The following is a 22,280-nucleotide window of genomic DNA, read 5'->3' as shown; positions in this document are numbered from 1 at the left end:
GCGGCGGGCGAACGCGTCAGAGTCGGTGCCGGAGGTGGTGCCGATATGAACGCACGGGGGGCACTCGGGCGGTACGGCGAGGATCTGGCGGCGCGGCTGCTGACCGATGCCGGCATGTCCGTACTGGAGCGGAACTGGCGCTGTCGCACCGGCGAGATCGACATCGTCGCGCTGGACGGCGACGCGCTCGTCATCTGTGAGGTGAAGACGCGCAGGGCGGGTGACTTCGAGCATCCGATGGCCGCGGTCACACCGGCCAAGGCGGACCGCCTGCGCCGGCTGGCCGAACTCTGGCTGGACCGGCACGGCGGCCCGCCGCCGGGCGGGGTGCGGATCGACCTGGTCGGCGTGGTGCTGCCCAGGCGCGGCGCGCCGCTGGCCGAGCATGCGCGGGGGGTGGCCTGATGGGGTTCGCGCGGGCCTGCTCGGTGGCCCTGGTCGGCGTCGAGGGCGTGGTGGTGGAGGTCCAGGCGGACCTGGAGGCGGGAGTGGCGGCCTTCACCCTGGTGGGGCTGCCGGACAAGAGCCTGGTGGAGAGCCGCGACCGGGTCAGGGCGGCCGTGGTCAACTCCGGCGCCCAGTGGCCGCAGAAGAAGCTCACGGTGGGTCTTTCCCCGGCCTCGGTCCCCAAGGGCGGTTCGGGTTTCGATCTCGCTGTGGCGTGTGCGGTGCTCGGCGCGGACGAGCGGATCGACCCCGCTTCGATCGCCGACGTCGTGATGATCGGGGAGCTGGGGCTCGACGGCCGGGTGCGGCCGGTGCGCGGGGTACTGCCCGCCGTGCTGGCCGCGGCGGAGGCCGGGTACCGGCAGGTGGTCGTCCCCGAACAGACGGCGGGCGAGGCGGCACTGGTACCCGGGGTCTCGGTGCTCGGGGTGCGGAGCCTGCGGCAGTTGATCGCCGTGCTCTGCGACGAACCGGTGCCCGAGGAACAGGAGCCCCACGACCAGGGCCGACCCGATACCATGCTGGCCGGTCTCATGGTGCCCGGCGCCGGTATGGGCACCGGTATCGCCAGGGGCTCGGCGCAGGGCGGGGGACACCGGCCGGACCTGGCGGACGTCGCGGGACAGGCGCGGCCGCGCAAGGCCCTGGAAGTCGCGGCGGCGGGCGGCCACCACCTCCTGCTGTCCGGACCGCCGGGCGCGGGCAAGACCATGCTCGCCGAACGGCTGCCCGCGATCCTGCCGCCCCTGACCAGGCAGGAATCCCTTGAGGTGACCGCGGTCCACTCGGTGGCGGGCATCCTGCCGCCGGGCGAACCCCTGGTCTCCCGGGCGCCGTACTGCGCACCGCACCACTCGGCGACCATGCAGTCGCTGGTCGGCGGGGGCAACGGGCTGCCGAGGCCCGGCGCGGTGTCGCTGGCCCATCGCGGCATCCTCTTCCTGGACGAGGCGCCGGAATTCTCCGTACGGGCACTGGACGCGCTGCGACAGCCGCTGGAGTCGGGGCACGTGGTGGTGGCCCGCAGCGCCGGGGTGGTGCGGCTGCCCGCCCGCTTCCTGATGGTGCTGGCCGCCAACCCGTGCCCGTGCGGGCGGCACACCCTGAGCGGGGCCGGCTGCGAATGCCCTCCCGCGTCGGTCCGGCGCTACCAGGCCCGGCTCTCCGGTCCGTTGCTCGACCGGGTGGATCTGCGGGTGGCCGTCGACCCCGTCAAGCGCGCGGACCTGATGGGGCAGGGCGGCCGGGGCGAGTCGACCGCGACGGTCGCCGCCCGCGTGCGGGAGGCGCGGGTGCGGGCGGCGGAGCGGCTGGCGGGTACCCCCTGGACCACCAACAGCGAGGTGCCCGGACACGAACTGAGGACCCGGCTGGTCGCGGCGCCTGGGGCGCTGGTGGCGGCCGAGCGGGACATGGAGCGGGGCCTGCTCACCGCGCGCGGCCTGGACCGGGTCCTGCGGGTGGCGTGGACCGTCGCGGATCTGCGGGGCGCCGGCCGGCCGGACGCCTCGGACATCGCGGTGGCGCTGGAGCTGCGGACCGGGATTCCGCGAGGGGCCCCGATGACGGCGGGTGCGGCATGACGGGGCAGGCGGCCGGGGGGAGCGGCCGGGAGCCGGGCGCCGGGTGCGGCCCGCCGGCCGAGGGGCCGACGTGGGTGCCGGAAACGGGCGACGGGGAGCGGCAGGGGCGGGCTTCCGGTGGCGTGGGCGAGGGTGAGCGGCTGGGGCTGGGGCTGGGCGAGGGTGAGCCGCCGGGGCGGGCCACCGGTGGGTTGGGCGAGGGTGAGCCGCCGGGGTGGGCCACCGGTGGGGTGAGTGACGGGGAGCGGCTGGCGCGGGTCGCGCTGACGCGGGTCCTGGAGCCGGGGGACGAACGGGGCGGCCGCTGGCTGCGGGAGTGCGGCGCCGGGGAACTGCTGCGGCGGATCACGGCTCGGGACGGATCGGCCGAGCAGCTGAGCGGCATGACGGCGAGGCGTCTGGCCGGCTATCGGCTGCGGGCGGAGGCGGCCGACCCCGGGCGGGACCTGGCGGCAGTGGCGGCGGTCGGCGGGCGCTTCGTCTGTCCGGGCGACCGCGAGTGGCCGAGCCAGCTGGACGACCTGGGCGACACCCGGCCGACCGGGCTCTGGGTGCGGGGGAGGCCCGATCTGCGGCTCTGGGCGCTGCGTTCGGTCGCGGTGGTCGGCGCCCGTGCCTGCACTCCGTACGGGGCGCACATGGCGACGACGCTCGGCGCCGGACTCGCGGAGCTGGGGTGGGTGGTCGTCTCGGGCGCGGCGTTCGGGGTGGACGGGGCCGCTCACCGGGGCGCCCTCGCCGCCGGTGGGGCGACGGCGGCGGTGCTGGCCTGCGGGGTGGACGTCGTGTACCCCCGCGGACATGCCGAACTGATCGGACGCGTGGCCGGGCAGGGGCTCGTCATCGGTGAACTGCCGCCGGCCGAACACCCCACCCGCAGCCGGTTCATCCTCCGGAACAGGGTGATCGCCGCGTTGACGCGGGGAACCGTCGTGGTCGAGGCGGAATACCGCAGCGGATCTCTGGTCACGGCGCGTTGCGCCCAGCGGCTCGGCCGCTTCACCATGGGCGTTCCGGGGCCCGCCACCAGCGGTCTGTCGGCAGGCGTCCACGAACTCCTGCGGGGAGAGGCGGCGCTGGTGACCGATGCGGCGGAAGTCGCCGAACTGGTGGGTGACATGGGGGAGCTCGCCCCGCCCCGGCGCGGTCCGGTGCTGCCACGGGACCTTCTGGACGCCGGCTGCACCCGGGTCCTGGACGCGCTGCCGGCCCGCCACGCCGCCGACGCGCGTGAGGTGGCCCGCACCGCCGGAACGGGCGCCGACGAGGCGCTCGCCAAGCTGTACGAACTGCACTCACTGGGGTTCGTCGAACGTCGTGGCGATGGATGGCAGTTGACGCGACGGCCGATTTGCAATGACGACGCGCGGCGAGGCGGTACTTGACCTGGGGCATTCGGGTGAAAAGGTGATGCCGATGACCTCGGTGGATCGTTCGGCAACGCCTCCGGGGCCGGCGCGCGACGCGTCGGCCCCGGAGGCCGGCCATGTCCTCGTCCGCATGCGCGGTCATGTCCGTCGCCGCGTCCGGTGTCGTGTCCGTTCTCCCGGAAGCGCCCAGCGCCGATCCCATATCCTGCGCGCACCGCGACACTTCAGTCACGCTACGCTCACAAGAATCCCGCGCCAGACGTAAATCTCCCAGCACTTCACAGCAGAACGGCTCAAGGCACCACATGCCCCAGCACACCTCCGGGTCTGACCGAGCGGCAGTACCACCGGCTGCGCGTGGCACTGTGCGCCCTCCCGCCCCCTCCTCGCTCGACGAGTTGTGGCGTTCGTACAAGACCACGGGCGACGAGCGGCTGCGGGAGCAGCTGATCCTGCACTACTCGCCCCTGGTGAAGTACGTCGCCGGCCGGGTGAGCGTCGGCCTGCCGTCCAACGTCGAGCAGGCGGACTTCGTCTCCTCGGGGGTCTTCGGGCTGATCGACGCGATCGAGAAGTTCGACATCGAGCGTGCGATCAAGTTCGAGACGTACGCGATCACCCGCATCCGGGGCGCGATGATCGACGAACTCCGGGCGCTGGACTGGATCCCCCGCTCCGTGCGCCAGAAGGCGCGGGCGGTGGAACGCGCCTACGCGACGCTGGAGGCGCGGCTGCGGCGTACCCCGTCGGAGGCGGAGGTCGCGGCGGAGATGGAGATCGCGCTGGAGGAACTGCACGCTGTTTTCAGCCAGTTGTCGCTGGCCAATGTGGTCGCCCTGGAGGAGTTGCTCCATGTGGGCGGCGAGGGCGGCGACCGGCTGAGCCTGATGGACACGCTTGAGGACACCGCCGCCGACAATCCGGTGGAAGTGGCCGAGGGCCGTGAGCTCAGGAGGCTGCTCGCCCGAGCGATCAACACCCTCCCGGACCGTGAGAAGACGGTCGTCACGCTCTACTACTACGAGGGGCTCACCCTCGCCGAGATCGGCAACGTCCTCGGGGTCACCGAGAGCCGGGTCAGCCAGATCCACACCAAGTCGGTGCTGCAGCTGCGCGTGAAACTGGCCGACGCCGGGCGCTGAGGAAACCACCGGGAACACCGCCGGAGAACACCTCCGGGGGCGCCCGGCGGGGTCTGCTCCGGCCACCGATCGGGGCCGCCCGCCCCCTCCAGGGCACCGGTCGCCGTAGAGTGGACGCGTGCCCAGGATTCGAGCGGCCTCTGTGGCCGAGCACCGGACCATGCAGCGCGGCGCCCTCCTGGACGCAGCGCGTTCCCTGCTGTCCGAGGGAGGCACGGAGGCATTGACCTTCCCCGCCCTCGCCGAGCGCACGGGCCTCGCCCGGTCCTCCGTCTACGAGTACTTCCGCTCCCGCGCGGCTGTCGTGGAGGAACTCTGCACCGTCGACTTCCCCGTCTGGGCGGCCGAGGTGGAGAACGCGATGGAGCGGGCGCAGACGCCGGAGGAGAAGATCGAGGCGTACGTGCGACGGCAGCTCGACCTCGTGGGGGACCGGCGCCACCGTGCCGTCGTCGCGATCTCCGCGAGCGAGCTGGACGCGGGCGCCCGGGAGAAGATCCGTGCCGCCCACGGCGGGCTGATCGCCATGATCGTCGAGGCGCTCGGCGACCTCGGCCACGAGCAGCCCCGGCTGGCGGCCATGCTGCTGCAGGGCTCCGTGGACGCCGCGGTGCGGCGTATCGAACTCAGCGTGGCGGAGGAGCCGGACGTGATCGCGGACACCGCCGTCGCCATGATCCTCTGCGGTGTCCGGGGCGCCCCCGGCGGGCAGGGCTGACACCGGCGCATCGATGCCGCGCCCGTCAGCGGTGCGGGGGCGGCCTGCCCGCTGTCCGTCGCCGCCACCGGGTCCCCGGCGGGCGTCGGCGCGGGTTCGGGCACGCCGGTCACCGGCAGCAGCCGGGACGGTCCGCGCCGCAGCAGCGAGGGCGGCAGCAGGGACAGCGGGTCCAGATACGCCGCCGCGCGGCGCAGCCCCCAGTGCAGACAGCCGGACGCGCAGTGCGACGGCCCCGGCGCGATGACCGCCACCACCTGCCCCGCGGTGACCTCGTCCCCCTTTGCGACCAAGGGGGACACCGGCTCGTACGTGGTCCGCAGCGGCGGATCGCCCGTCCCCGCGAGCTCGATCGCCAGCACCCCTCGTCCCGCGACGTTGCCCGCGAACGAGACCCGGCCCGAAGCGGCCGCGAGCACCTCCCTTCCCGGTCCGGCGCCGAGGTCCACCCCGCGGTGCCCCCTCCCGTAGTCCGTGGCGGGCGGCTCCCACCCCCGTACGACCGAGGGCCGCCCCGCCAGCGGCCAGACCCCTCCTCGGTCCGGCGGATCCACCGGGACCGGCGCCGTCACGGGCGCGGTCGGCTGTCCCGCGGCCGGCGCGGCCGTCCCGCAGCACCCCATCGCGAGAAGCGCTGCGGCTGCCGCCGACGCCGAGCGCACCAGACGCCCGGCCGCGCCGTCCGGTGCGCCGCGGCCCCCGGACCGGACCCGGGATCCGTCCCGGTCAGATGTGTTTCGCATGGCACAACCGTCCCCCGGCGGGCCGGTTCGCGGGGATCACGGACCGGATCTGTGGAGTACCGGCCGGTTGTGGACAGCGCCGTCACCCGGCACTCGACGGGTCCCGTACACTTCTTGTGGCGATCCGGGTCACCGGGTCGACTTCGCACGCCCCGCCATCTCCTTCTCAACGGAGATGGCCGCGCCCCTCGGTCCCTCGTGGCACGGCGCGTCGGGGCGTCAGGCGCGACAGCAAACCTGCGGTCGCGATAACCGAGCACCTCAAGGAGTACGGCCATGGCCGTCGTCACGATGCGGGAGCTGCTGGAAAGCGGCGTCCACTTCGGTCACCAGACCCGTCGTTGGAACCCGAAGATGAAGCGCTTCATCTTCACCGAGCGCAACGGCATTTACATCATCGACCTGCTCCAGTCGCTGTCGTACATCGACCGCGCCTACGAGTTCGTCAAGGAGACCGTCGCCCACGGCGGCTCCATCATGTTCGTGGGTACGAAGAAGCAGGCCCAGGAGGCCATCGCCGAGCAGGCGACGCGCGTCGGCATGCCGTACGTCAACCAGCGTTGGCTCGGTGGCATGCTCACCAACTTCTCCACCGTCTACAAGCGCCTTCAGCGTCTGAAGGAGCTTGAGGTCATCGACTTCGAGGACGTGGCCGCCTCCGGCCTCACCAAGAAGGAGCTCCTGGTTCTCTCCCGCGAGAAGGCCAAGCTGGAGAAGACCCTCGGTGGTATCCGCGAGATGCAGAAGGTGCCGAGCGCCGTCTGGATCGTCGACACCAAGAAGGAGCACATCGCCGTCGGTGAGGCGCGCAAGCTCCACATCCCGGTCGTCGCGATCCTGGACACCAACTGCGACCCCGACGAGGTCGACTACAAGATTCCGGGCAACGACGACGCGATCCGCTCCGTCACCCTGCTCACCCGCGTGATCGCCGACGCCGTCGCCGAGGGCCTCATCGCCCGCTCCGGCGCTGCGACCGGCGACTCGAAGCCGGGCGAGAAGGCCGCCGGCGAGCCCCTCGCCGAGTGGGAGCGCGACCTGCTCGAGGGCGACAAGAAGGCCGACGCCGAGGTCCAGACCTCCGCCGAGACCGAGAAGGTCGCGGACGCCGCCGAGACGCCGGCCGAGGCTGAGGCCGAGGTCGCCGCCGAGGCTCCCGCCGCCGAGGCGCCCGTCACCGAGACGCCGGCCGTCGAGGCCCCCGCCGCCGAGGCTCCGGCCGCGGACGGCGAGCAGGCCTGACACCCGTCACGGCTGAAGACGGCGGGGGCCGGTGCCACAGGCACCGCCCCCGCCGTTCACCCGTAGATCTTTCAGACTTCGAGAGAGAAATACAGACTCATGGCGAACTACACCGCCGCTGACGTCAAGAAGCTCCGTGAGCTCACCGGCGCCGGCATGATGGACTGCAAGAAGGCGCTCGACGAGGCCGATGGCAGCGTCGACGGCGCCGTCGAGGCCCTTCGTATCAAGGGCCAGAAGGGCGTCGCCAAGCGCGAGGGCCGTTCCGCCGAGAACGGCGCCGTCGTCTCCCTCATCTCCGAGGACAAGACCTCCGGCGTCCTGCTCGAGCTGAAGTGCGAGACGGACTTCGTCGCCAAGGGCGAGAAGTTCCAGGCCGTCGCCAACGCGCTGGCCGCGCACGTCGCCGCCACCTCCCCGGCCGACCTGGCCACGCTGCTCGCCTCCGAGATCGAGGCCGGCAAGACGGTTCAGGCGTACGTCGACGAGGCCAACGCCACCCTCGGCGAGAAGATCGTCCTGGACCGCTTCGCGCAGTTCACCGGCGGTTACGTGGCTGCGTACATGCACCGCACGATGCCCGACCTCCCGCCGCAGGTCGGCGTGCTCGTCGATCTCGACAAGGGGACCGCCTCGGACGAGGCAGCCGCAGTGGTTGCCAAGGACGTCGCGCAGCACATCGCTGCCTTCGCCCCGAAGTACCTCAGCCGCGACGAGGTCCCGGCCGAGACGGTCGAGAACGAGCGCCGCGTCGCCGAGGCCACCTCGCGTGAGGAGGGCAAGCCCGAGGCCGCCCTCCCGAAGATCGTCGAGGGTCGCGTCAACGGCTTCTTCAAGGACGTCGTCGTCGTCGAGCAGGCCTTCGCCAAGGACAGCAAGAAGTCCGTCCAGAAGGTCCTGGACGAGGCCGGTGTCAGCCTGAAGCGCTTCTCGCGCATCAAGGTCGGCATCTGAGTCCGTCCGCGAAAAACGGTGGACCCCGATAGGGTCTGGTGCAGTCGACGGCCGCACACCGCCGTACGACCGCAGATCTGACGAGGAGGCCATTGCCGCTGAGGGACATCGGACCCACCGGCAATGGCCTTCTTCGTATGTGCACGAGGAGAATCTCCATGAACAAGGGCGCGGACGCCGCTACAGGTGACCACAGGCGCGACGACGGCAAGGTGGCCGGACGCTTCATGCTGAAGCTGTCCGGAGAGGCGTTCGCCGGTGGCGGAGGTCTCGGCGTCGACCCCGACGTCGTGCATGCCATCGCACGCGAGATCGCGGCGGTCGTCCGGGACGGCGCGGAAATCGCGATCGTCATCGGCGGCGGCAACTTCTTCCGCGGCGCCGAGCTCCAGCAGCGCGGCATGGACCGGGCCCGGTCCGACTACATGGGCATGCTCGGCACCGTCATGAACTGCCTCGCGCTCCAGGACTTCCTGGAGAAGGAGGGCATCGACTCCCGCGTCCAGACCGCCATCACCATGGGCCAGGTCGCGGAGCCGTACATCCCGCTGCGCGCCGTACGGCACCTGGAGAAGGGCCGCGTCGTCATCTTCGGCGCCGGCATGGGCATGCCGTACTTCTCCACCGACACCACCGCGGCCCAGCGCGCCCTGGAGATCGACGCCGAGGCGCTGCTGATGGGCAAGAACGGTGTGGACGGGGTCTACGACTCCGATCCGAAGACCAACCCCGCAGCGGTGAAGTTCGACGCGCTGGAGTACAGCGAGGTGCTCGCCCGCGACCTCAAGGTCGCCGACGCCACCGCCATCACGCTCTGCCGCGACAACCAGCTGCCGATCCTCGTCTTCGAGCTGACGACGGCGGGCAATATCGCCCGCGCCGTCAAGGGTGAGAAGATCGGTTCGCTCGTGAGTGACCAGGGCACCCGGGCCTGAGAACCGGGGGACCGAACCGGGGAGACCCGGTGAGTTCCCGGGGCCCGCGGTAGGGGCCCGAAGGATGGACAACGGCCTGCCGGTCGGACACCGTGCAGGTGAGGACGCGACGCAGGACCCGCCGGGCCCGAGCACGCCGGGCCCACTCAAGACACGCAGGAGCACGTGGTGATCGAAGAAACCCTCCTCGAGGCCGAGGAGAAGATGGAGAAGGCCGTCGTGGTCGCGAAAGAGGACTTCGCCGCGATCCGCACCGGCCGTGCGCACCCGGCGATGTTCAACAAGATCGTCGCCGACTACTACGGCGCGCTGACCCCGATCAACCAGCTGGCCTCGTTCTCGGTGCCCGAGCCCCGTATGGCCGTCGTGACGCCGTTCGACAAGACGGCGCTGCGCAACATCGAGCAGGCCATCCGCGACTCCGACCTCGGCGTCAACCCGAGCAACGACGGCAATATCATCCGGGTGAACTTCCCCGACCTCACCGAAGAGCGCCGTCGCGACTACATCAAGGTCGCGAAGACCAAGGCCGAGGACTCCAAGATCTCGATCCGCGCGGTCCGCCGCAAGGCCAAGGAGATCCTCGACAAGCTGGTCAAGGACAAGGAGTCCGGCGAGGACGAGGTACGTCGCGCCGAGAAGGAGCTCGACGACACCACCGCGAAGTACGTCGCGCAGGTGGACGAGCTGCTGAAGCACAAGGAAGCCGAGCTGCTCGAAGTCTGATGAACGACTCTTCCCGGGGCGCCCCGCAGGGCGCCGGCCACGGGGCCGCTCCCGAGATGCGGGCCGCTCCGGCGGGTCCTGCATACGATGTGCATAACGCCCAGCACACTCGGCCCATGCCCATCGTGCCGGACGTTCCCGACGCAGGTAGAGACGCTGACGACCGTGATGACCGGGACCAGGGGGCCGCACGCCTGAGCGGCGGCCCCTTGTTCCGCGACGAGAAGCCGCAGGAGCCCATGTCCACCGCGCCGCCACCCCCGCAGAAGAAACGTGCGGGCCGTGATCTCGGAGCCGCCATAGGGGTCGGCGTGGGGCTGGGGGCCGTCGTCGCCGCCTCGCTCTTCATCGTCAAGGCCGTTTTCGTCGGTGTGGTCGTGGTCGCCGTCGTCGTGGGCCTCTGGGAGCTCACCTCCCGGCTGGAGGAGCGCAAGGGCATCAAGGCGCCGCTCGTTCCTCTCGCGGTCGGTGGCGCGGCCATGGTCGTGGCCGGTTACGCGCGAGGCGCCGAGGGAGCCTGGGCCGCCATGGCGCTGACCGCCCTCGCGGTGCTCGTCTGGCGGATGACCGAACCGCCGGAGGGCTACCTCAAGGACGTCACGGCCGGCGTTTTCGCCGCGTTCTACGTACCGTTCCTGGCCACCTTCGTCGCCATGCTCCTGACCGCGTCCGACGGGCCGCAGCGGGTGCTGACCTTCCTGCTGCTGACCGTGGTCAGCGATACCGGCGCGTACGCCGTCGGCTGGCGGTTCGGCAAGCACAAGCTCGCACCGCGGATCAGCCCCGGGAAGACCCGCGAGGGCCTCTTCGGAGCCGTGGCCTTCGCGATGGTGGCCGGTGCGCTGTGCATGGAGTTCCTGATCGACGGCGGCTCCTGGTGGCAGGGCCTGCTGCTCGGCCTCGCCGTCGCCGCCAGCGCCACCCTCGGTGACCTGGGCGAGTCCATGATCAAGCGGGATCTCGGGATCAAGGACATGGGCACGCTGCTCCCCGGACACGGCGGCATCATGGACCGGCTGGACTCCCTGCTGCCGACCGCGCCGGTGGTCTGGCTGCTGATGGTGATTTTCGTCGGCTCGGGCTGAGCCACTGCCAGCGCACCCCTTCTGACCTGCGTCTTCACGAGTGAGGGTCCGTTGTCCACAGGGCGGCGGGCCCTCACTGTTCTGTCTGCGACACTGGATGAACCATGCCTTGGGCTTGATCCGCTTTGACGGACATTGCTGAACTCAACATCCACCCATCCATGCGGCTGCGGATCCAGCACGCCCTGGACGAGTCACGCAATGAGCCCTACATCGGCTGAGTGTCGGCCGAGACCAGGGCCAACCGGCCTTCCACCCGCTCCGTGGCAGCGTGGATCTCCGGCGCCGCTCGCTGGATGAAGCGACCAACGATCGTGTCCGGCCCGTACCGTTGCACGATCTCTTCCAGTCGGGCCGCTGGCGTCGTGTGCCCGCCGTCCGGGGTAGTGGTCATGTCCGACACGATGAGCGCATCGACCAGCTCCGGCCGCTCCAGCTCAAACTCGGTCTCCAGATCATGCCGCAGTCCCCGCTCCTCAGCCTCCAGGAGCGCACAGGAGTGGTGCGCCACGAGCCGGACGACCCGCTCGTCGGCACCCTCCTGGTCTCGGAGGAACCGGGCCCCGTCGAGCGGGTGAAACCCGGTGGTGGCAATGGATGGGGAGTAGCCGACGTCGTGCAGAACGGCGGCAGCTTCCAGCAACTCGGCGTCGCGACCGAGGATCGGGCTGAGGGAACGCGCCCGCTTGGCTACCCCGAGGGAGTGCACCCAGCGACGCGGCAGTGGTTCGGCCAGCATTGATTCGGAGAGCGAGTATGCCCACTCAGTAAGCCCCATGGGAGGCGAGGCTATGACTCCTTCTGGGCCGCTGGAAGGGCGCGCACCGTCCGCCCTTGCCACGCACAGTGGCGAGCAGGCCGGTGCCGCCCATCTGCGCAAGAGCGTGGCGTACGGCGGTCCGTGACACTCCGAAGCGCTCGCAGAGACTCGCCTCTGACGGGTACCTGTCGCCGACTGCGAGCGAGTCCTCCGCGATGACGGCGACCAAACGCTCAACAAGAGGCGGGATGGGAGCCCTAGACACGCGCCAGCCGGCCCCCGGCACGGACGTGATCAGCCTCTCGGACTCCAGAGTCTTGAGCGCGCGACGGATGGCGTTGCGGGAAACATCGTGTTCCTTCATCAAGGCGGCCTCTGACGGCAGGGCGCTGCCCTCGAGCTCTCCCTGCTCGATCTCCCTCCGCAGCCCGTCAGCAATGAGCAGATAGGTTCCACGCGGACTGACCTCCGGCACGGCACCTCCTTCCACGAGCTTCGGTTGATGACAGGGTCGCACGCGACCGCGTGAGGCCGGACGCTGGATGAGCAGCCGAGAGGGCTACACACAGGCCCATGGACCATGCGTGGCCGTAGGTCGGACACGGCGGCCTGGCTGCGATAAGCGCGCGGTTGATTCCGGACATGAAAGCTGAATTTCGAACGGCCTTGAAAGCCGTCGCCTGTGCGAGGCGCATGCGTTCCCCAACCTCGGGCGGCCGTCGGCTCCGCAAGATTTTAGGTATCTTCCCTGGAAAGCCCTAGCTTACCCACTGTGAACACTAGGATTCGCGATACGATCGCCACCCCCTGATTCACTTCGTGTACCTCCGGCTCATCCGGTGACCGACCATGAACAACGTCGTTGCGCACCTTCCTTAGCTTCGACAAAAGATCGATGTCAGACTGGCTAACTGGGGCTCCGTCAAGAGATATACGTCGCCTGAACTTAACAAACAGTGGCGGATTATTTAGATCTCCAAGCAGCATCTCGAGGCGTCTGGATTTGTGCGGATCACTAAAATCCGGCAATGCCCTACGGATGGCCCTTTTGTCAGATTTCGAGAAGAGGTTAGGAACTGTCGTTTTCCCCACGTAAAATTCGATCGCTTCCCATAGTGCCGTTACTCTGGCAATACTGTCTTTCTCTCTGCCGGCTCTAGCGGTCGCGAAAAGCGCCTGCCTGATATTTAGCGGAATACTGCTACTCAATGACGGATGAGTCAGGTCAAGGTGCTTACTCGTGGGCTCAAGCTTGGTCAACTGGACCTCTTGCTCGGGAACGCGAAGCCATCTCCTCTTGGTGCGGAGCCCGCGAACGTACACCAACGGCCCTCGCCGTGGGGCAACGAACATGCTCGCCCGCTCCCAACCGCCTATCCTTCCACCCGGCAAAGGTGCGATCGAATAGCGAGACCGAACAGTCAGCCAGGCAAGGGATAGATCGATTTCCTGCAGTGCCAGGCTCTCTGCAGACAAAAGCAAGTTGCTTGTCGCGTACGCTACCGCATACGATTGGAAGTCTTTAAATTCAGTTGAGGAACTAGATTCCGGAAAGCCCTCAAGGTTCAAATATTCTCTATCTGTGATAGTCACCGCACCCACCCTCACGACCTTGTCAATCTGTACACCTTCGAGAGGGGCAATGATTTCGAATACTTCGAGCGGCAGAGATTCAATCCCCTGAATTTTGAGCTGTTCATCGTGAAGGCCACCCTCCTTCGCTAGCGTATAGAACATCTCTGCCCCAGGAACTTCGACGGTAGCCATGGGGGCAAGTCTCCGCTCTGAAAATTCGGGGATGGCAGTACACAATGCTTCGATCTGGGTACCTGCAACTTTCGCTTCCACTACGAATCCGGTAAACATGAGCCTAGAATAATCACCTATCACCTGCTCCACAGTGATCTGGCTCGCAAAGTCCAATCGACTAATCACGGATGATTTGCCATCAATAATTAGCCTGGCCTCCGAAATTGAGTTCAGCTTGGATTTGACAGTGATCGAAAGGACTGCAGAGCTGACATCCACGGTTCCGAATTTCGTGATTTCGTGCCGTGTCTCGCTACCCAGGGGAAACAGATTCTTGAATTCATCTCCGCCAATGGTAGTCATTCGTCCCCTTCGCTAGCATGTTGTTGCTGCGTGTGCACCCGCTGATCAATTACAGCCTGGCATAGTGTTCCGATTTCGTCTGCCCAGAAGTTCCCGAGATTGATAACGCGTTCCAGAGATGGAGGGCGACCATTTCCTATATCCCTAACGAGATCGAGCGTCACCTCTGTCGGAGCCTTCCATCGGATATCAACCCTCTCAACTGCCTCAACGACGCCTTCAGCGTCAGTAGTGGTACACCCTAGGGTGGCTGCAATGCCGCGCAGAGCCATGGCGGCATACACAACTGTCGCCTCTGGTAGCCCTTGATGGATTGAGGACCGGCACAACTGTGCAAATGTGAAGGCGCTCTCTTCTGATGCAGGTATCCCGATCTCGTCAGGTCTGTTGTTTACCGCGACTTTCGCTGCAACCAGAGCGTCCCTTCTGTGGACAATACGAATGGCCAAATCTGCAGCCTTGCGTACTTGCGAAAATGCCCCCGACTCCCACCATGTGACCTCCTCTCCAGTAATCAAATTGATCTCCCTAGTGGTGGGGCCCTGGAGACCACGCAAAACATTCAACAGATTTCGCACTGAATAGACTTCCGCGATGCTGGAATCGCCAAGTGCGTCTGACAATGTTGCAGGGATAGCATCGAAATACTGAGAAGATACAGGAAACATTGCCATTGCGTTTCCCTCGCTACCCTCCCCTGCCGTTTCATGCTGTTGGGCAATGTAATTCTTAATGGTTTCGATAAAAGAGAACCATTTGGCCAGCATGCTTCCATGGAATTCATGGCGCCCCCCATCTAGCGCCGAGGACCACGCCTTTTCTACTTCTGTGTTTAGCTTTCCGACATGATGAAGAAGGCTTCCGAGGTCCGATGCAATGGGTTCTGGAGTGGCAGACGAACCGCTTGAGGTGCCATCTGGGGGTGCAGGCGCCGGAACCTCGTTGACAGGGTTGTGCACTTGGCGTCGTGAATCCTGATTCTGACTCAGCACAGACGCAGCAGAATCGGCCGCTCGCAGGATTCCTTCTAGGTTGGGATTCTCGACAGGAGTGAATGAGAGATTTCTTCCGCCAGCCTCCAAATCACCCTTCGGAATGAGAGCGGGTTGGCCATAGAGAACTTCCCCATGCAGGCCCACGATTACTCTGCCGGCTTTCTCGATATCCTTTCTGTAGGAGGTCAAGATTGCGGCTGCGAGCAACTGTACCTGCGCAAGGCCCAAAGTGATTACTTCATCGACAATCCAATTGCCCGGGTTTTCAATGCCGACTGCCTCAAGGGCTTCCCTTTCGAAGTGGGCGACGTATCCTCCACCGGTTGCCGCTGGGGCCTGAGAAAGGGAAACCAAGGAATCGTTTGCGTGCAGGGAGATTTTTCGTAGTACAGAAACTACCTGATTAGGGTTCAGTGCATTCCTGGCCGCCTCAGCAATTCGCTCTCGACTTGTGCTGTCTGTGCCCAGATGGCGGCCTTGGGCACGCAAGATTTTCTCAGGCCATGACGAGATCGCTTCGGCAGACTCTCGTACGGTCCGGCTGAGGATTGTTCGGTCATTGTCACTGAAATTTCCGTTGGCCTTCTGGGTGCTTTCGGTGCAATCTGCGACCACTTCCCGAACGCGAGCAAGCGAGTTGGTCGCCCTGGTCCAATCCCAGTTAGCGGAAAAAGACCTCAGGAGGGCTATGGATTCGTCAATCAATAGCTTCTCTTCGGGCGTGATCTCTCGGATGTAATGGAATCCGTGAGTTTCACTCGTATCCGGTCTCTTTGCCACCGCTCGCATCAAGCACCATGCGGACAAGGAGCACCTCCCGTAGACATGCCAGTTTCCGCCCTTGGGTACCATGGGGCGGATGCTTAGGGATTATCCAGCATGCTGTATGGGTGTGCAGTGATATCTGGTGATCGTGACGTCTTTGGTGCGAAGAACGGTCCCTGACTCCAGTCCTCCCGACCTAGCGGCCCGGCTGCCTGCGAGCTGGCGCCGGGTGTGACCAGGCGTGGTGTGCTCCAGTGCTCCCTGCATACGCCTCCCTGCAACGAGAGCGGCCATGCAAGGCTGCCCACCGTCGGAAGCTGCCTGGCCTGTTGGTACCGGTAGGGGGTACGGAATGGCGTCTCAGTCCAGGCGCGGCGCGCGCACCAAGGCTGGCTCTGCGTGCCGGAACCTGGCCGTGGTCGGTACCTCCCGTTGCGCTAAGCATCAAGGCCCGTGGTCGGCCTACGGAGTCGCGCAGCGCAAGGAGAAGGAGGCTAAGGCGAAGAAGCGCAAGATCCGTAAGAGGCGGTAGGCGAAGACGCTTGGCGTAGGAACTCGACTACGTCGTCGCCGCGAGCGAGACCTGCCACCTCAGGCTGGGTGTGCACTCGTCAACCACCGGCCACGCGCGATGGACGACGATCGGTGGGTCCGGTCAGGGTCACCAGGCTCCGATGGGTAGTGGTTCAAAGCACTCCGAGTTCTCTGTCTGGCCGGCAATACGGGCAGGCCGTGATGCCGTCCTCCGTCAGCGCGCGCAGGGCCTGCTCTCGGGTCATCGCCTGTGTCCTCTTGCCGCTCATGCCGCAGTCGCCCGTACGAACTGCGTCGGCCTGGGCGCCACCGCTGGCGCGCAGTACGGAGAGCTTCCATCTAGGTGCTGGCGGTGGCAGCACGCGCGCAGCTCTGGCGGCCGCAGCATCGCGTTCTTCCAGCTCGGCGATGGTGCGATCGGTTCGCCCTAGCTGGAACGCCTGCCACTCGCGCACGATGCGCAGGCGTTCCAGACGAGAGAAGTTATCGGACACGCATTCGATTCTAGGCCGCTGTGGGCGGCCGCGAGCACCTCCTGTTCGTCGTGCGATCGGTCACGATCCCAACGGCGCTCTGGGCCGTCTGTGGGCCGTCAAAGGGCCGCCGACATCGACTGATGACGACTAACGACAACCGGGACCGCCACCCCCTCACTGCCTCTGAGCTGGCAGATGTCTCTATGACCACGGCCTGTCTGTAACACTGGAGGAACCATGCCTAAGCCCGGAGAACTCACTTTCGTCGCGCCCCGCGGAGCCAAGAGGCCGCCGCGGCACCTCGCCGACCTCACGCCCGCCGAGCGCAAGGAGGCCGTCGCCGCGACCGGCGAGAAGCCCTTCCGCGCCCAGCAGCTCTCGCAGCACTACTTCGCGCGGTACGCGCACGACCCGTCGGAGTGGAACAACATTCCGGCCGCGTCGCGGGAAAAGCTAGCCGAGGCGCTGTTCCCCGACCTGATGTCCGTGGTCCGGCACATCAGCTGCGACGACGACACCACCCGCAAGACGCTGTGGAAGCTGCACGACGGGACGCTGGTCGAGTCCGTCCTGATGCGCTACCCCGAGCGGGTCACCATGTGCATCTCCTCGCAGGCGGGATGCGGGATGAACTGCCCGTTCTGCGCCACCGGGCAAGCCGGTCTCGACCGCAACCTCTCCACGGCGGAGATCGTCCACCAGATCGTGGACGGCATGCGGGCCCTGCGCGACGGCGAGGTCCCGGGGGGCCCGGCGCGGCTCTCCAACATCGTCTTCATGGGCATGGGCGAGCCGCTCGCCAACTACAAGCGGGTGGTCGGGTCCATCCGCCGGCTGACCGACCCCGAGCCCGACGGGCTGGGACTGTCGCAGCGCGGGATCACCGTCTCGACCGTCGGCCTGGTGCCGGCGATGCTGCGCTTCGCCGACGAGGGCTTCAAGTGCCGTCTCGCCGTCTCGCTGCACGCCCCGGACGACGAGCTGCGCGACACCCTCGTACCGGTGAACACCCGGTGGAAGGTGCGCGAGGTGCTGGACGCGGCCTGGGAGTACGCGGAGAAGTCCGGTCGCCGTATCTCCATCGAGTACGCGCTGATCCGTGACATCAACGACCAGGCCTGGCGGGGCGACCGGCTGGGCCGGCTCCTCAAGGGTAAGCGGGTACACGTCAACCTGATCCCGCTGAACCCGACGCCCGGCTCGAAGTGGACCGCCTCGCGGCCCGAGGACGAGAAGGCGTTCGTCGAGGCCATCGCCGCCCACGGGGTACCGGTGACCGTCCGCGACACCCGGGGCCAGGAGATCGACGGCGCCTGCGGGCAGCTGGCGGCATCCGAGCGCTGAGGCGGCGTCCGCGAGGCCCCGCCGGCCGGACTCCGGGGCGGGCTCTGCGGCCGAAACCGGCCGTGTAGCCTGGGCGTGAATTCAACTTCATATTCCGACAGGGGAGCGCCACAGCGCTGAGAGTGCGGCAGCCAGAAACTGGTTGGCCGCAGACCCTCTGAACCTCGCCCGGGTCATTCCGGGTAGGAAGTTCGGACCTTACTCAAGCTGTTGCGCCCTGCCCGCTTCCGGTTCCCATCCGGCGCGGGCGGGGCCGCGTCTCTTCCTGGTCACCCCCAGGAGGAATCACATGAGCACCACCAAGAAGATCGCGGTGTCGGCCGTCGCCGCTGCGATCGGCGCCACCGCGCTCGCCGGCTGCGGCAGCTCCGACGACTCGTCGTCCGGCTCCGCCGGCACCAAGGGCACCGGCTCCAAGACCGTCACCCTCGTCAGCCACGACTCCTTCAACGCGTCCAAGGGCGTGCTGAAGGAGTTCACCCGGGAGTCCGGTTACACGGTCAAGGTGCTGAAGAGCGGGGACGCGGGCGCCGCCCTCAACCAGGAGATCCTGACCAAGGGATCGCCGCGCGGTGACGTGTTCTTCGGCGTCGACAACACCCTGCTGTCGCGGGCCCTCGACAACGGTCTCTTCACGCCGTACGCGGCCAAGGGCCTCGACCAGGTGGCGTCCGACGTCCAGCTGGACGCCGGAAAGCACCGGGTCACCCCGGTCGACACCGGCGACATCTGCGTCAACTACGACAAGAAGTACTTCGCCGACAAGAAGCTCGCGCCGCCGAAGTCCTTCGACGACCTGGCGAAGCCCGCGTACAAGAACCTCCTCGTCACCGAGAACGCCGCGACCTCATCGCCCGGCCTCGGCTTCCTCCTCGGCACCGTCGCCACCTACGGCGAGGACGGCTACCAGGACTACTGGAAGAAGCTGAAGAGCAACGGCGTCAAGGTCGTCGACGGCTGGGAGCAGGCGTACAACGAGGAGTTCTCCGGCTCCGCGGGCGGCAGGAAGGCCAAGGCCGACCGTCCGCTCGTCGTCAGTTACGCCTCCAGCCCGCCCGTCGAGGTCCTGTACGCGGACCCGCAGCCCAAGTCGGCCCCGACCGGGGTCGCCACCGGGACGTGCTTCCGGCAGATCGAGTTCGCCGGTCTGCTCGACGGCGCGAAGAACGAGGCGGGCGGCAAGGCCTTGCTGGACTTCCTGATCGGGAAGAAGTTCCAGGAGGACATGCCGCTCAACATGTTCGTCAGCCCGGTCACCAAGGGCGCGAAGGTGCCGGAACTCTTCACGAAGTTCGGGGCCACCTCGGACAAGCCGGCGACCGTCGCCCCCGACACCATCGCCAAGAACCGTGAGCAGTGGGTCCAGTCATGGTCCTCGCTCGTAGTGAAGTAGCGAGGACTCCCGTACGCGGACAGGGCGCGCGCGGGAAGGCCGCACGTACCCGGTCACGGCGCGGGAGCGCGGTGCGGCTCGGTCTGATGGCCGTGCCCGTCGCCTTCTTCGCGGTGTTCTTCGCCTACCCCGTCGCCGCGATCGTCGGGCGGGGGCTCAAGGCCGACGGTGTCTGGCAGTTCGGCCGGTTCGGCGAGGTGCTGAGCCGGCCCGACATCCTGGACGTCCTCTGGTTCACCCTCTGGCAGGCGCTCGCCTCGACCGCGCTGACCCTGCTGATCGCACTGCCGGGCGCCTATGTGTTCGCCCGGTTCGACTTCCCGGGCAAGCAACTGCTGCGGGCGATCGTCACGGTGCCCTTCGTCCTGCCGACCGTCGTCGTGGGCACCGCGTTCCTCGCGTTGCTGGGGCGCGGCGGCTTCCTCGACGGGCTGTGGGGCGTACGGCTCGACACCACCGTGTGGGCGATCCTGCTGGCCCATGTCTTCTTCAACTACGCGGTCGTCGTGCGCACCGTCGGCGGACTGTGGTCGCAGCTCGACCCGCGGCAGGAGGAGGCCGCCCGCGTCCTCGGCGCCGGACGGTTCGCCGCCTGGCGGCGGGTCACCCTTCCGGCGCTCGGCCCCGCCGTGGCCGCCGCGGCGCTGATGGTCTTCCTCTTCACCTTCACCTCCTTCGGCGTCGTCCAGATCCTCGGCGGCCCCGGATTCTCCACGCTGGAGGTGGAGATCTACCGCCAGACCGCGCAGCTGCTCGCCCTGCCCACGGCGGCCGTGCTGACGCTTGTGCAGTTCGCCGCGGTCGGCGCCATCCTCGCCCTGCACGCCTGGACCGTACGGCGCAGGGAGACCGCGCTGAAGCTCGTCGACCCGGCGCAGACCGCCCGCAGGCCGCGCGGCGCGGGCCAGTGGGCGCTGCTCGGGGGCGTCCTGCTGACCGTGCTGGTACTGATCCTGCTGCCGCTCGGCGTACTGGTGGAGCGCTCGCTCGACGTGTCCGGCGGCCACGGCCTCGACTACTACCGGGCGCTGGGATCGGCGGATGCGAACAGCGGTACGTTCCTGGTCGCCCCTATCGAAGCGATCGGGAACTCGCTGCGCTACGCGCTGGTCGCGACCGTCATCGCGCTGGTCGTCGGGGGACTGGCCGCGGCGGCTCTGACCAGACGGGCCGGCCGGCTGGTCAGGGGTTTCGACGCCCTTCTGATGCTGCCACTCGGGGTCTCCGCCGTCACCGTCGGCTTCGGATTCCTGATCACCCTGGACAAGCCGCCGCTCGATCTGCGGACCTCCTGGATCCTGGTGCCGCTCGCCCAGGCACTGGTCGGGGTGCCGTTCGTCGTACGGACCATGCTGCCGGTCCTGCGCGCGGTGGACGGGCGGCTGCGCGAGGCGGCCGCGGTGCTCGGCGCCTCGCCGCTGCGGGCCTGGCGCGAGGTGGATCTGCCGCTGGTGCGCCGGGCGCTGCTGGTCGCGGCGGGCTTCGCGTTCGCCGTTTCGCTCGGCGAGTTCGGCGCCACGGTGTTCATCGCGCGGCCCGACAACCCGACGCTCCCGGTCGCCGTGGCACGGCTGCTGGGGCGGTCCGGGGATCTCAACTACGGCCAGGCGATGGCCCTCAGCACCATTCTGATGCTCGTGTGCGCGGTGTCGCTGCTGCTGCTCGAACGTATCCGCACCGATCGATCCGGGGAGTTCTAGGGATGCTGACACTCGAATCGGCCACCGTGCGCTTCGGTGACCGGGCGGCGCTGGACGCGGTGGACCTGGAGGTCGCCGAGCACGAGATCGTCTGTGTGCTGGGGCCGAGCGGCAGCGGGAAGTCGACCTTGCTGCGGGTGGTCGCCGGACTCCAGCATCCGGACGGCGGGCGGGTACTGCTCGACGGGGCGGACCAGGCCGGGGTGCCCGTGCACCGGCGCGGGCTCGGCCTGATGTTCCAGGACCACCAGCTCTTCCCGCACCGCGACGTCGGTGCCAACGTCGCCTTCGGGCTGCGGATGCACGGCGTAAGCCGGAGCGAGCAGGACCGCAAGGTCGCCGAACTCCTCGATCTGGTGGGGCTGCCCGGCGCCGAACGGCGGGCCGTCGCCGCGCTCTCCGGCGGCGAGCAGCAGCGCGTCGCCCTCGCACGGGCGCTCGCCCCCCGGCCCAAGCTGCTGATGCTGGACGAACCCCTCGGTCAGCTGGACCGCAGCCTGCGCGAACGCCTCGTCGTCGAACTGCGCACGCTGTTCGGCCGGCTGGGCACGACCGTGCTCGCCGTCACCCACGACCAGGGTGAGGCCTTCGCACTGGCCGACCGCGTCGTCGTGATGCGCGACGGACGCATCGCCCAGGTGGGAACCCCCCTGGAGGTCTGGCAGCGTCCCGCATCGGCCTTCGTCGCCCGCTTCCTCGGCTTCGACAACGTGGTGGAGGCGACGGTCACCGGCGAGGCCGCCGATACGGACTGGGGCAAGGTGCCGGTGCCCGCGGGATCGCCGCAGGGGGCCTGCGATCTGCTGGTGCGCCCGGCCGGAGTCCTGATCGGCGCCCCGGAGGACGGCCTGCGCTGCACCGTCGGCGCCCGCACCTTCCGCGGCAACCACGTCGCCGTGACACTGAGGCCGGAGCACGGCCCGGCCCTGGACGCCGAGTGCGCCCTGCGCGCCACACCGGAGGAGGGCGCACGGGTCGGCGTCACCTTCGACGCGTCGGAGAGCGTCGTACTGCCCGCCGTGCGGTGAGGGGCTCCGCGGGTCGCCGGCTGCGCCGGGACGCCGGGGTGCGGCGGATCGTGGCCACCGCCCACGGGCGTACGAGCGGCCGGCGGTGCTGCCGGTCCGGCCGAGGCGGGCCGCGGCCGTGCAGGCGGCGCTGCCGCGGGCCGTCGCGTGGCCGCCCATCACGCCGACCACCCTGCTCTCGTCCGGGTTCTCCACGGCCTCATGCCACGGACCGGCGGGGCGGGCGCC

At 68.2% G+C, this 22,280-nt stretch carries 18 protein-coding genes and 2 pseudogenes; 14 read left to right on the top strand and 6 right to left on the bottom strand.

Annotation, left to right across the window (positions count from 1 at the left end):
* Positions 1-45: 45 nt before the first annotated feature.
* The 5 genes from ACZ6S6_RS27405 to ACZ6S6_RS27385 all read left to right on the top strand — a co-directional run bounded on the left by ACZ6S6_RS27405 (position 46) and on the right by ACZ6S6_RS27385 (position 5,260).
* A complete protein-coding gene (locus tag ACZ6S6_RS27405; RefSeq protein WP_362967553.1) occupies positions 46-405 on the top strand; it encodes a YraN family protein in 360 nt (119 codons plus the stop codon).
* Positions 405-2,030 (top strand): YifB family Mg chelatase-like AAA ATPase, encoded by a 1,626-nt coding sequence (locus ACZ6S6_RS27400; RefSeq protein WP_469707200.1) that lies wholly within the window; start codon positions 405-407, stop codon positions 2,028-2,030. The genes ACZ6S6_RS27405 and ACZ6S6_RS27400 overlap by 1 nt, the downstream gene beginning before the upstream one ends.
* Positions 2,027-3,415 (top strand): DNA-processing protein DprA, encoded by a 1,389-nt coding sequence (dprA, locus tag ACZ6S6_RS27395; protein WP_469707199.1) that lies wholly within the window; start codon positions 2,027-2,029, stop codon positions 3,413-3,415. Before ACZ6S6_RS27400 ends, dprA begins: the two co-directional genes overlap by 4 nt.
* Positions 3,416-3,705: 290 nt before the next feature.
* A complete protein-coding gene (gene whiG, locus ACZ6S6_RS27390; protein WP_362966846.1) occupies positions 3,706-4,542 on the top strand; it encodes an RNA polymerase sigma factor WhiG in 837 nt (278 codons plus the stop codon).
* A gap of 142 nt (positions 4,543-4,684) precedes the next feature.
* Positions 4,685-5,260, top strand: coding sequence for a TetR/AcrR family transcriptional regulator (locus ACZ6S6_RS27385; protein ID WP_362966880.1), 576 nt, complete (start codon positions 4,685-4,687; stop codon positions 5,258-5,260).
* A 227-nt stretch (positions 5,261-5,487) separates the two neighbouring features.
* On the opposite strand, the pseudogene ACZ6S6_RS27380 reads toward ACZ6S6_RS27385, so the two are convergent.
* Positions 5,488-5,883: pseudogene (locus ACZ6S6_RS27380) on the bottom strand (peptidoglycan DD-metalloendopeptidase family protein); the annotation flags it as partial.
* Positions 5,884-6,279: 396 nt separating this feature from the next.
* Here ACZ6S6_RS27380 and rpsB point away from each other — a divergent pair.
* The 5 genes from rpsB to ACZ6S6_RS27355 all read left to right on the top strand — a co-directional run bounded on the left by rpsB (position 6,280) and on the right by ACZ6S6_RS27355 (position 10,945).
* On the top strand, positions 6,280-7,245 hold the full coding sequence (gene rpsB / locus ACZ6S6_RS27375) for a 30S ribosomal protein S2 (protein WP_362966848.1): 966 nt from the start codon (positions 6,280-6,282) through the stop codon (positions 7,243-7,245).
* A gap of 99 nt (positions 7,246-7,344) precedes the next feature.
* The gene (tsf, locus tag ACZ6S6_RS27370; protein WP_362966851.1) at positions 7,345-8,199 is read left to right on the top strand and encodes a translation elongation factor Ts; all 855 of its coding nucleotides are present in this window, start codon (positions 7,345-7,347) and stop codon (positions 8,197-8,199) included.
* Between the two features lie 158 nt (positions 8,200-8,357).
* Positions 8,358-9,134, top strand: a complete 777-nt coding sequence (pyrH, locus tag ACZ6S6_RS27365) for a UMP kinase (protein ID WP_362966854.1) — start codon at positions 8,358-8,360, stop codon at positions 9,132-9,134.
* A 168-nt stretch (positions 9,135-9,302) separates the two neighbouring features.
* Complete coding sequence (frr, locus tag ACZ6S6_RS27360; RefSeq protein WP_362966856.1) at positions 9,303-9,860, top strand: ribosome recycling factor; 558 nt, start codon at positions 9,303-9,305, stop codon at positions 9,858-9,860.
* Positions 9,860-10,945: a phosphatidate cytidylyltransferase gene (locus tag ACZ6S6_RS27355; protein ID WP_362966858.1), complete on the top strand. Its 1,086-nt coding sequence runs from the start codon at positions 9,860-9,862 to the stop codon at positions 10,943-10,945. The genes frr and ACZ6S6_RS27355 overlap by 1 nt, the downstream gene beginning before the upstream one ends.
* A gap of 208 nt (positions 10,946-11,153) precedes the next feature.
* On the opposite strand, the gene ACZ6S6_RS27350 is transcribed toward ACZ6S6_RS27355, so the two are convergent.
* From ACZ6S6_RS27350 to ACZ6S6_RS27330, 5 genes and pseudogenes are all read right to left on the bottom strand, one after another.
* Complete coding sequence (locus ACZ6S6_RS27350; RefSeq protein ID WP_469707198.1) at positions 11,154-11,723, bottom strand: HD domain-containing protein; 570 nt, start codon at positions 11,721-11,723, stop codon at positions 11,154-11,156.
* Between the two features lie 11 nt (positions 11,724-11,734).
* Positions 11,735-12,180 (bottom strand): annotated as a pseudogene (locus ACZ6S6_RS27345) (GntR family transcriptional regulator).
* A gap of 260 nt (positions 12,181-12,440) precedes the next feature.
* Positions 12,441-13,817 (bottom strand): hypothetical protein, encoded by a 1,377-nt coding sequence (locus ACZ6S6_RS27340; protein ID WP_469707197.1) that lies wholly within the window; start codon positions 13,815-13,817, stop codon positions 12,441-12,443.
* Positions 13,814-15,592: a hypothetical protein gene (locus tag ACZ6S6_RS27335; RefSeq protein ID WP_469707196.1), complete on the bottom strand. Its 1,779-nt coding sequence runs from the start codon at positions 15,590-15,592 to the stop codon at positions 13,814-13,816. Before ACZ6S6_RS27335 ends, ACZ6S6_RS27340 begins: the two co-directional genes overlap by 4 nt.
* 671 nt (positions 15,593-16,263) lie before the next feature.
* Positions 16,264-16,605 carry a DUF6233 domain-containing protein gene (locus ACZ6S6_RS27330; protein WP_469707195.1) on the bottom strand — a complete coding sequence of 114 codons (342 nt, stop codon included), beginning with the start codon at positions 16,603-16,605 and terminating at the stop codon, positions 16,264-16,266.
* A 219-nt stretch (positions 16,606-16,824) separates the two neighbouring features.
* Between ACZ6S6_RS27330 and rlmN the strand changes: the two genes are divergently transcribed.
* The 4 genes from rlmN (at position 16,825) to ACZ6S6_RS27310 (ending at position 22,052) form a co-directional block, all read left to right on the top strand.
* On the top strand, positions 16,825-17,931 hold the full coding sequence (rlmN, locus tag ACZ6S6_RS27325; protein WP_362966860.1) for a dual-specificity RNA methyltransferase RlmN: 1,107 nt from the start codon (positions 16,825-16,827) through the stop codon (positions 17,929-17,931).
* 289 nt (positions 17,932-18,220) lie between these two features.
* Positions 18,221-19,324 (top strand): thiamine ABC transporter substrate-binding protein, encoded by a 1,104-nt coding sequence (locus tag ACZ6S6_RS27320; protein ID WP_469707194.1) that lies wholly within the window; start codon positions 18,221-18,223, stop codon positions 19,322-19,324.
* Between the two features lie 86 nt (positions 19,325-19,410).
* Positions 19,411-21,024 carry an ABC transporter permease gene (locus ACZ6S6_RS27315; RefSeq protein WP_469707299.1) on the top strand — a complete coding sequence of 538 codons (1,614 nt, stop codon included), beginning with the start codon at positions 19,411-19,413 and terminating at the stop codon, positions 21,022-21,024.
* A gap of 2 nt (positions 21,025-21,026) precedes the next feature.
* Positions 21,027-22,052, top strand: a complete 1,026-nt coding sequence (locus ACZ6S6_RS27310; protein WP_469707193.1) for an ABC transporter ATP-binding protein — start codon at positions 21,027-21,029, stop codon at positions 22,050-22,052.
* Positions 22,053-22,280: the final 228 nt, after the last annotated feature.

This window comes from Streptomyces sp. NPDC048671 (assembly GCF_055587045.1).
The sequence above is the reverse complement of the archived record's forward strand: the minus strand, read 5'-3'. Positions and strand labels throughout refer to the sequence as shown.

Coding starts and splice junctions, on each gene's coding strand:
- dprA (WP_469707199.1), top strand. CDS start 2,027: ATGACGGGGCAGGCGGCCGGGGGGAGCGGCCGGGAGCCGGGCGCCGGG.
- tsf (WP_362966851.1), top strand. CDS start 7,345: ATGGCGAACTACACCGCCGCTGACGTCAAGAAGCTCCGTGAGCTCACC.
- whiG (WP_362966846.1), top strand. CDS start 3,706: ATGCCCCAGCACACCTCCGGGTCTGACCGAGCGGCAGTACCACCGGCT.
- ACZ6S6_RS27405 (WP_362967553.1), top strand. CDS start 46: ATGAACGCACGGGGGGCACTCGGGCGGTACGGCGAGGATCTGGCGGCG.
- rpsB (WP_362966848.1), top strand. CDS start 6,280: ATGGCCGTCGTCACGATGCGGGAGCTGCTGGAAAGCGGCGTCCACTTC.
- ACZ6S6_RS27400 (WP_469707200.1), top strand. CDS start 405: ATGGGGTTCGCGCGGGCCTGCTCGGTGGCCCTGGTCGGCGTCGAGGGC.
- rlmN (WP_362966860.1), top strand. CDS start 16,825: ATGCCTAAGCCCGGAGAACTCACTTTCGTCGCGCCCCGCGGAGCCAAG.
- ACZ6S6_RS27310 (WP_469707193.1), top strand. CDS start 21,027: ATGCTGACACTCGAATCGGCCACCGTGCGCTTCGGTGACCGGGCGGCG.
- pyrH (WP_362966854.1), top strand. CDS start 8,358: ATGAACAAGGGCGCGGACGCCGCTACAGGTGACCACAGGCGCGACGAC.
- ACZ6S6_RS27355 (WP_362966858.1), top strand. CDS start 9,860: ATGAACGACTCTTCCCGGGGCGCCCCGCAGGGCGCCGGCCACGGGGCC.
- ACZ6S6_RS27315 (WP_469707299.1), top strand. CDS start 19,411: ATGGCCGTGCCCGTCGCCTTCTTCGCGGTGTTCTTCGCCTACCCCGTC.
- ACZ6S6_RS27320 (WP_469707194.1), top strand. CDS start 18,221: ATGAGCACCACCAAGAAGATCGCGGTGTCGGCCGTCGCCGCTGCGATC.
- ACZ6S6_RS27350 (WP_469707198.1), bottom strand. CDS start 11,723: ATGGGGCTTACTGAGTGGGCATACTCGCTCTCCGAATCAATGCTGGCC.
- ACZ6S6_RS27340 (WP_469707197.1), bottom strand. CDS start 13,817: ATGACTACCATTGGCGGAGATGAATTCAAGAATCTGTTTCCCCTGGGT.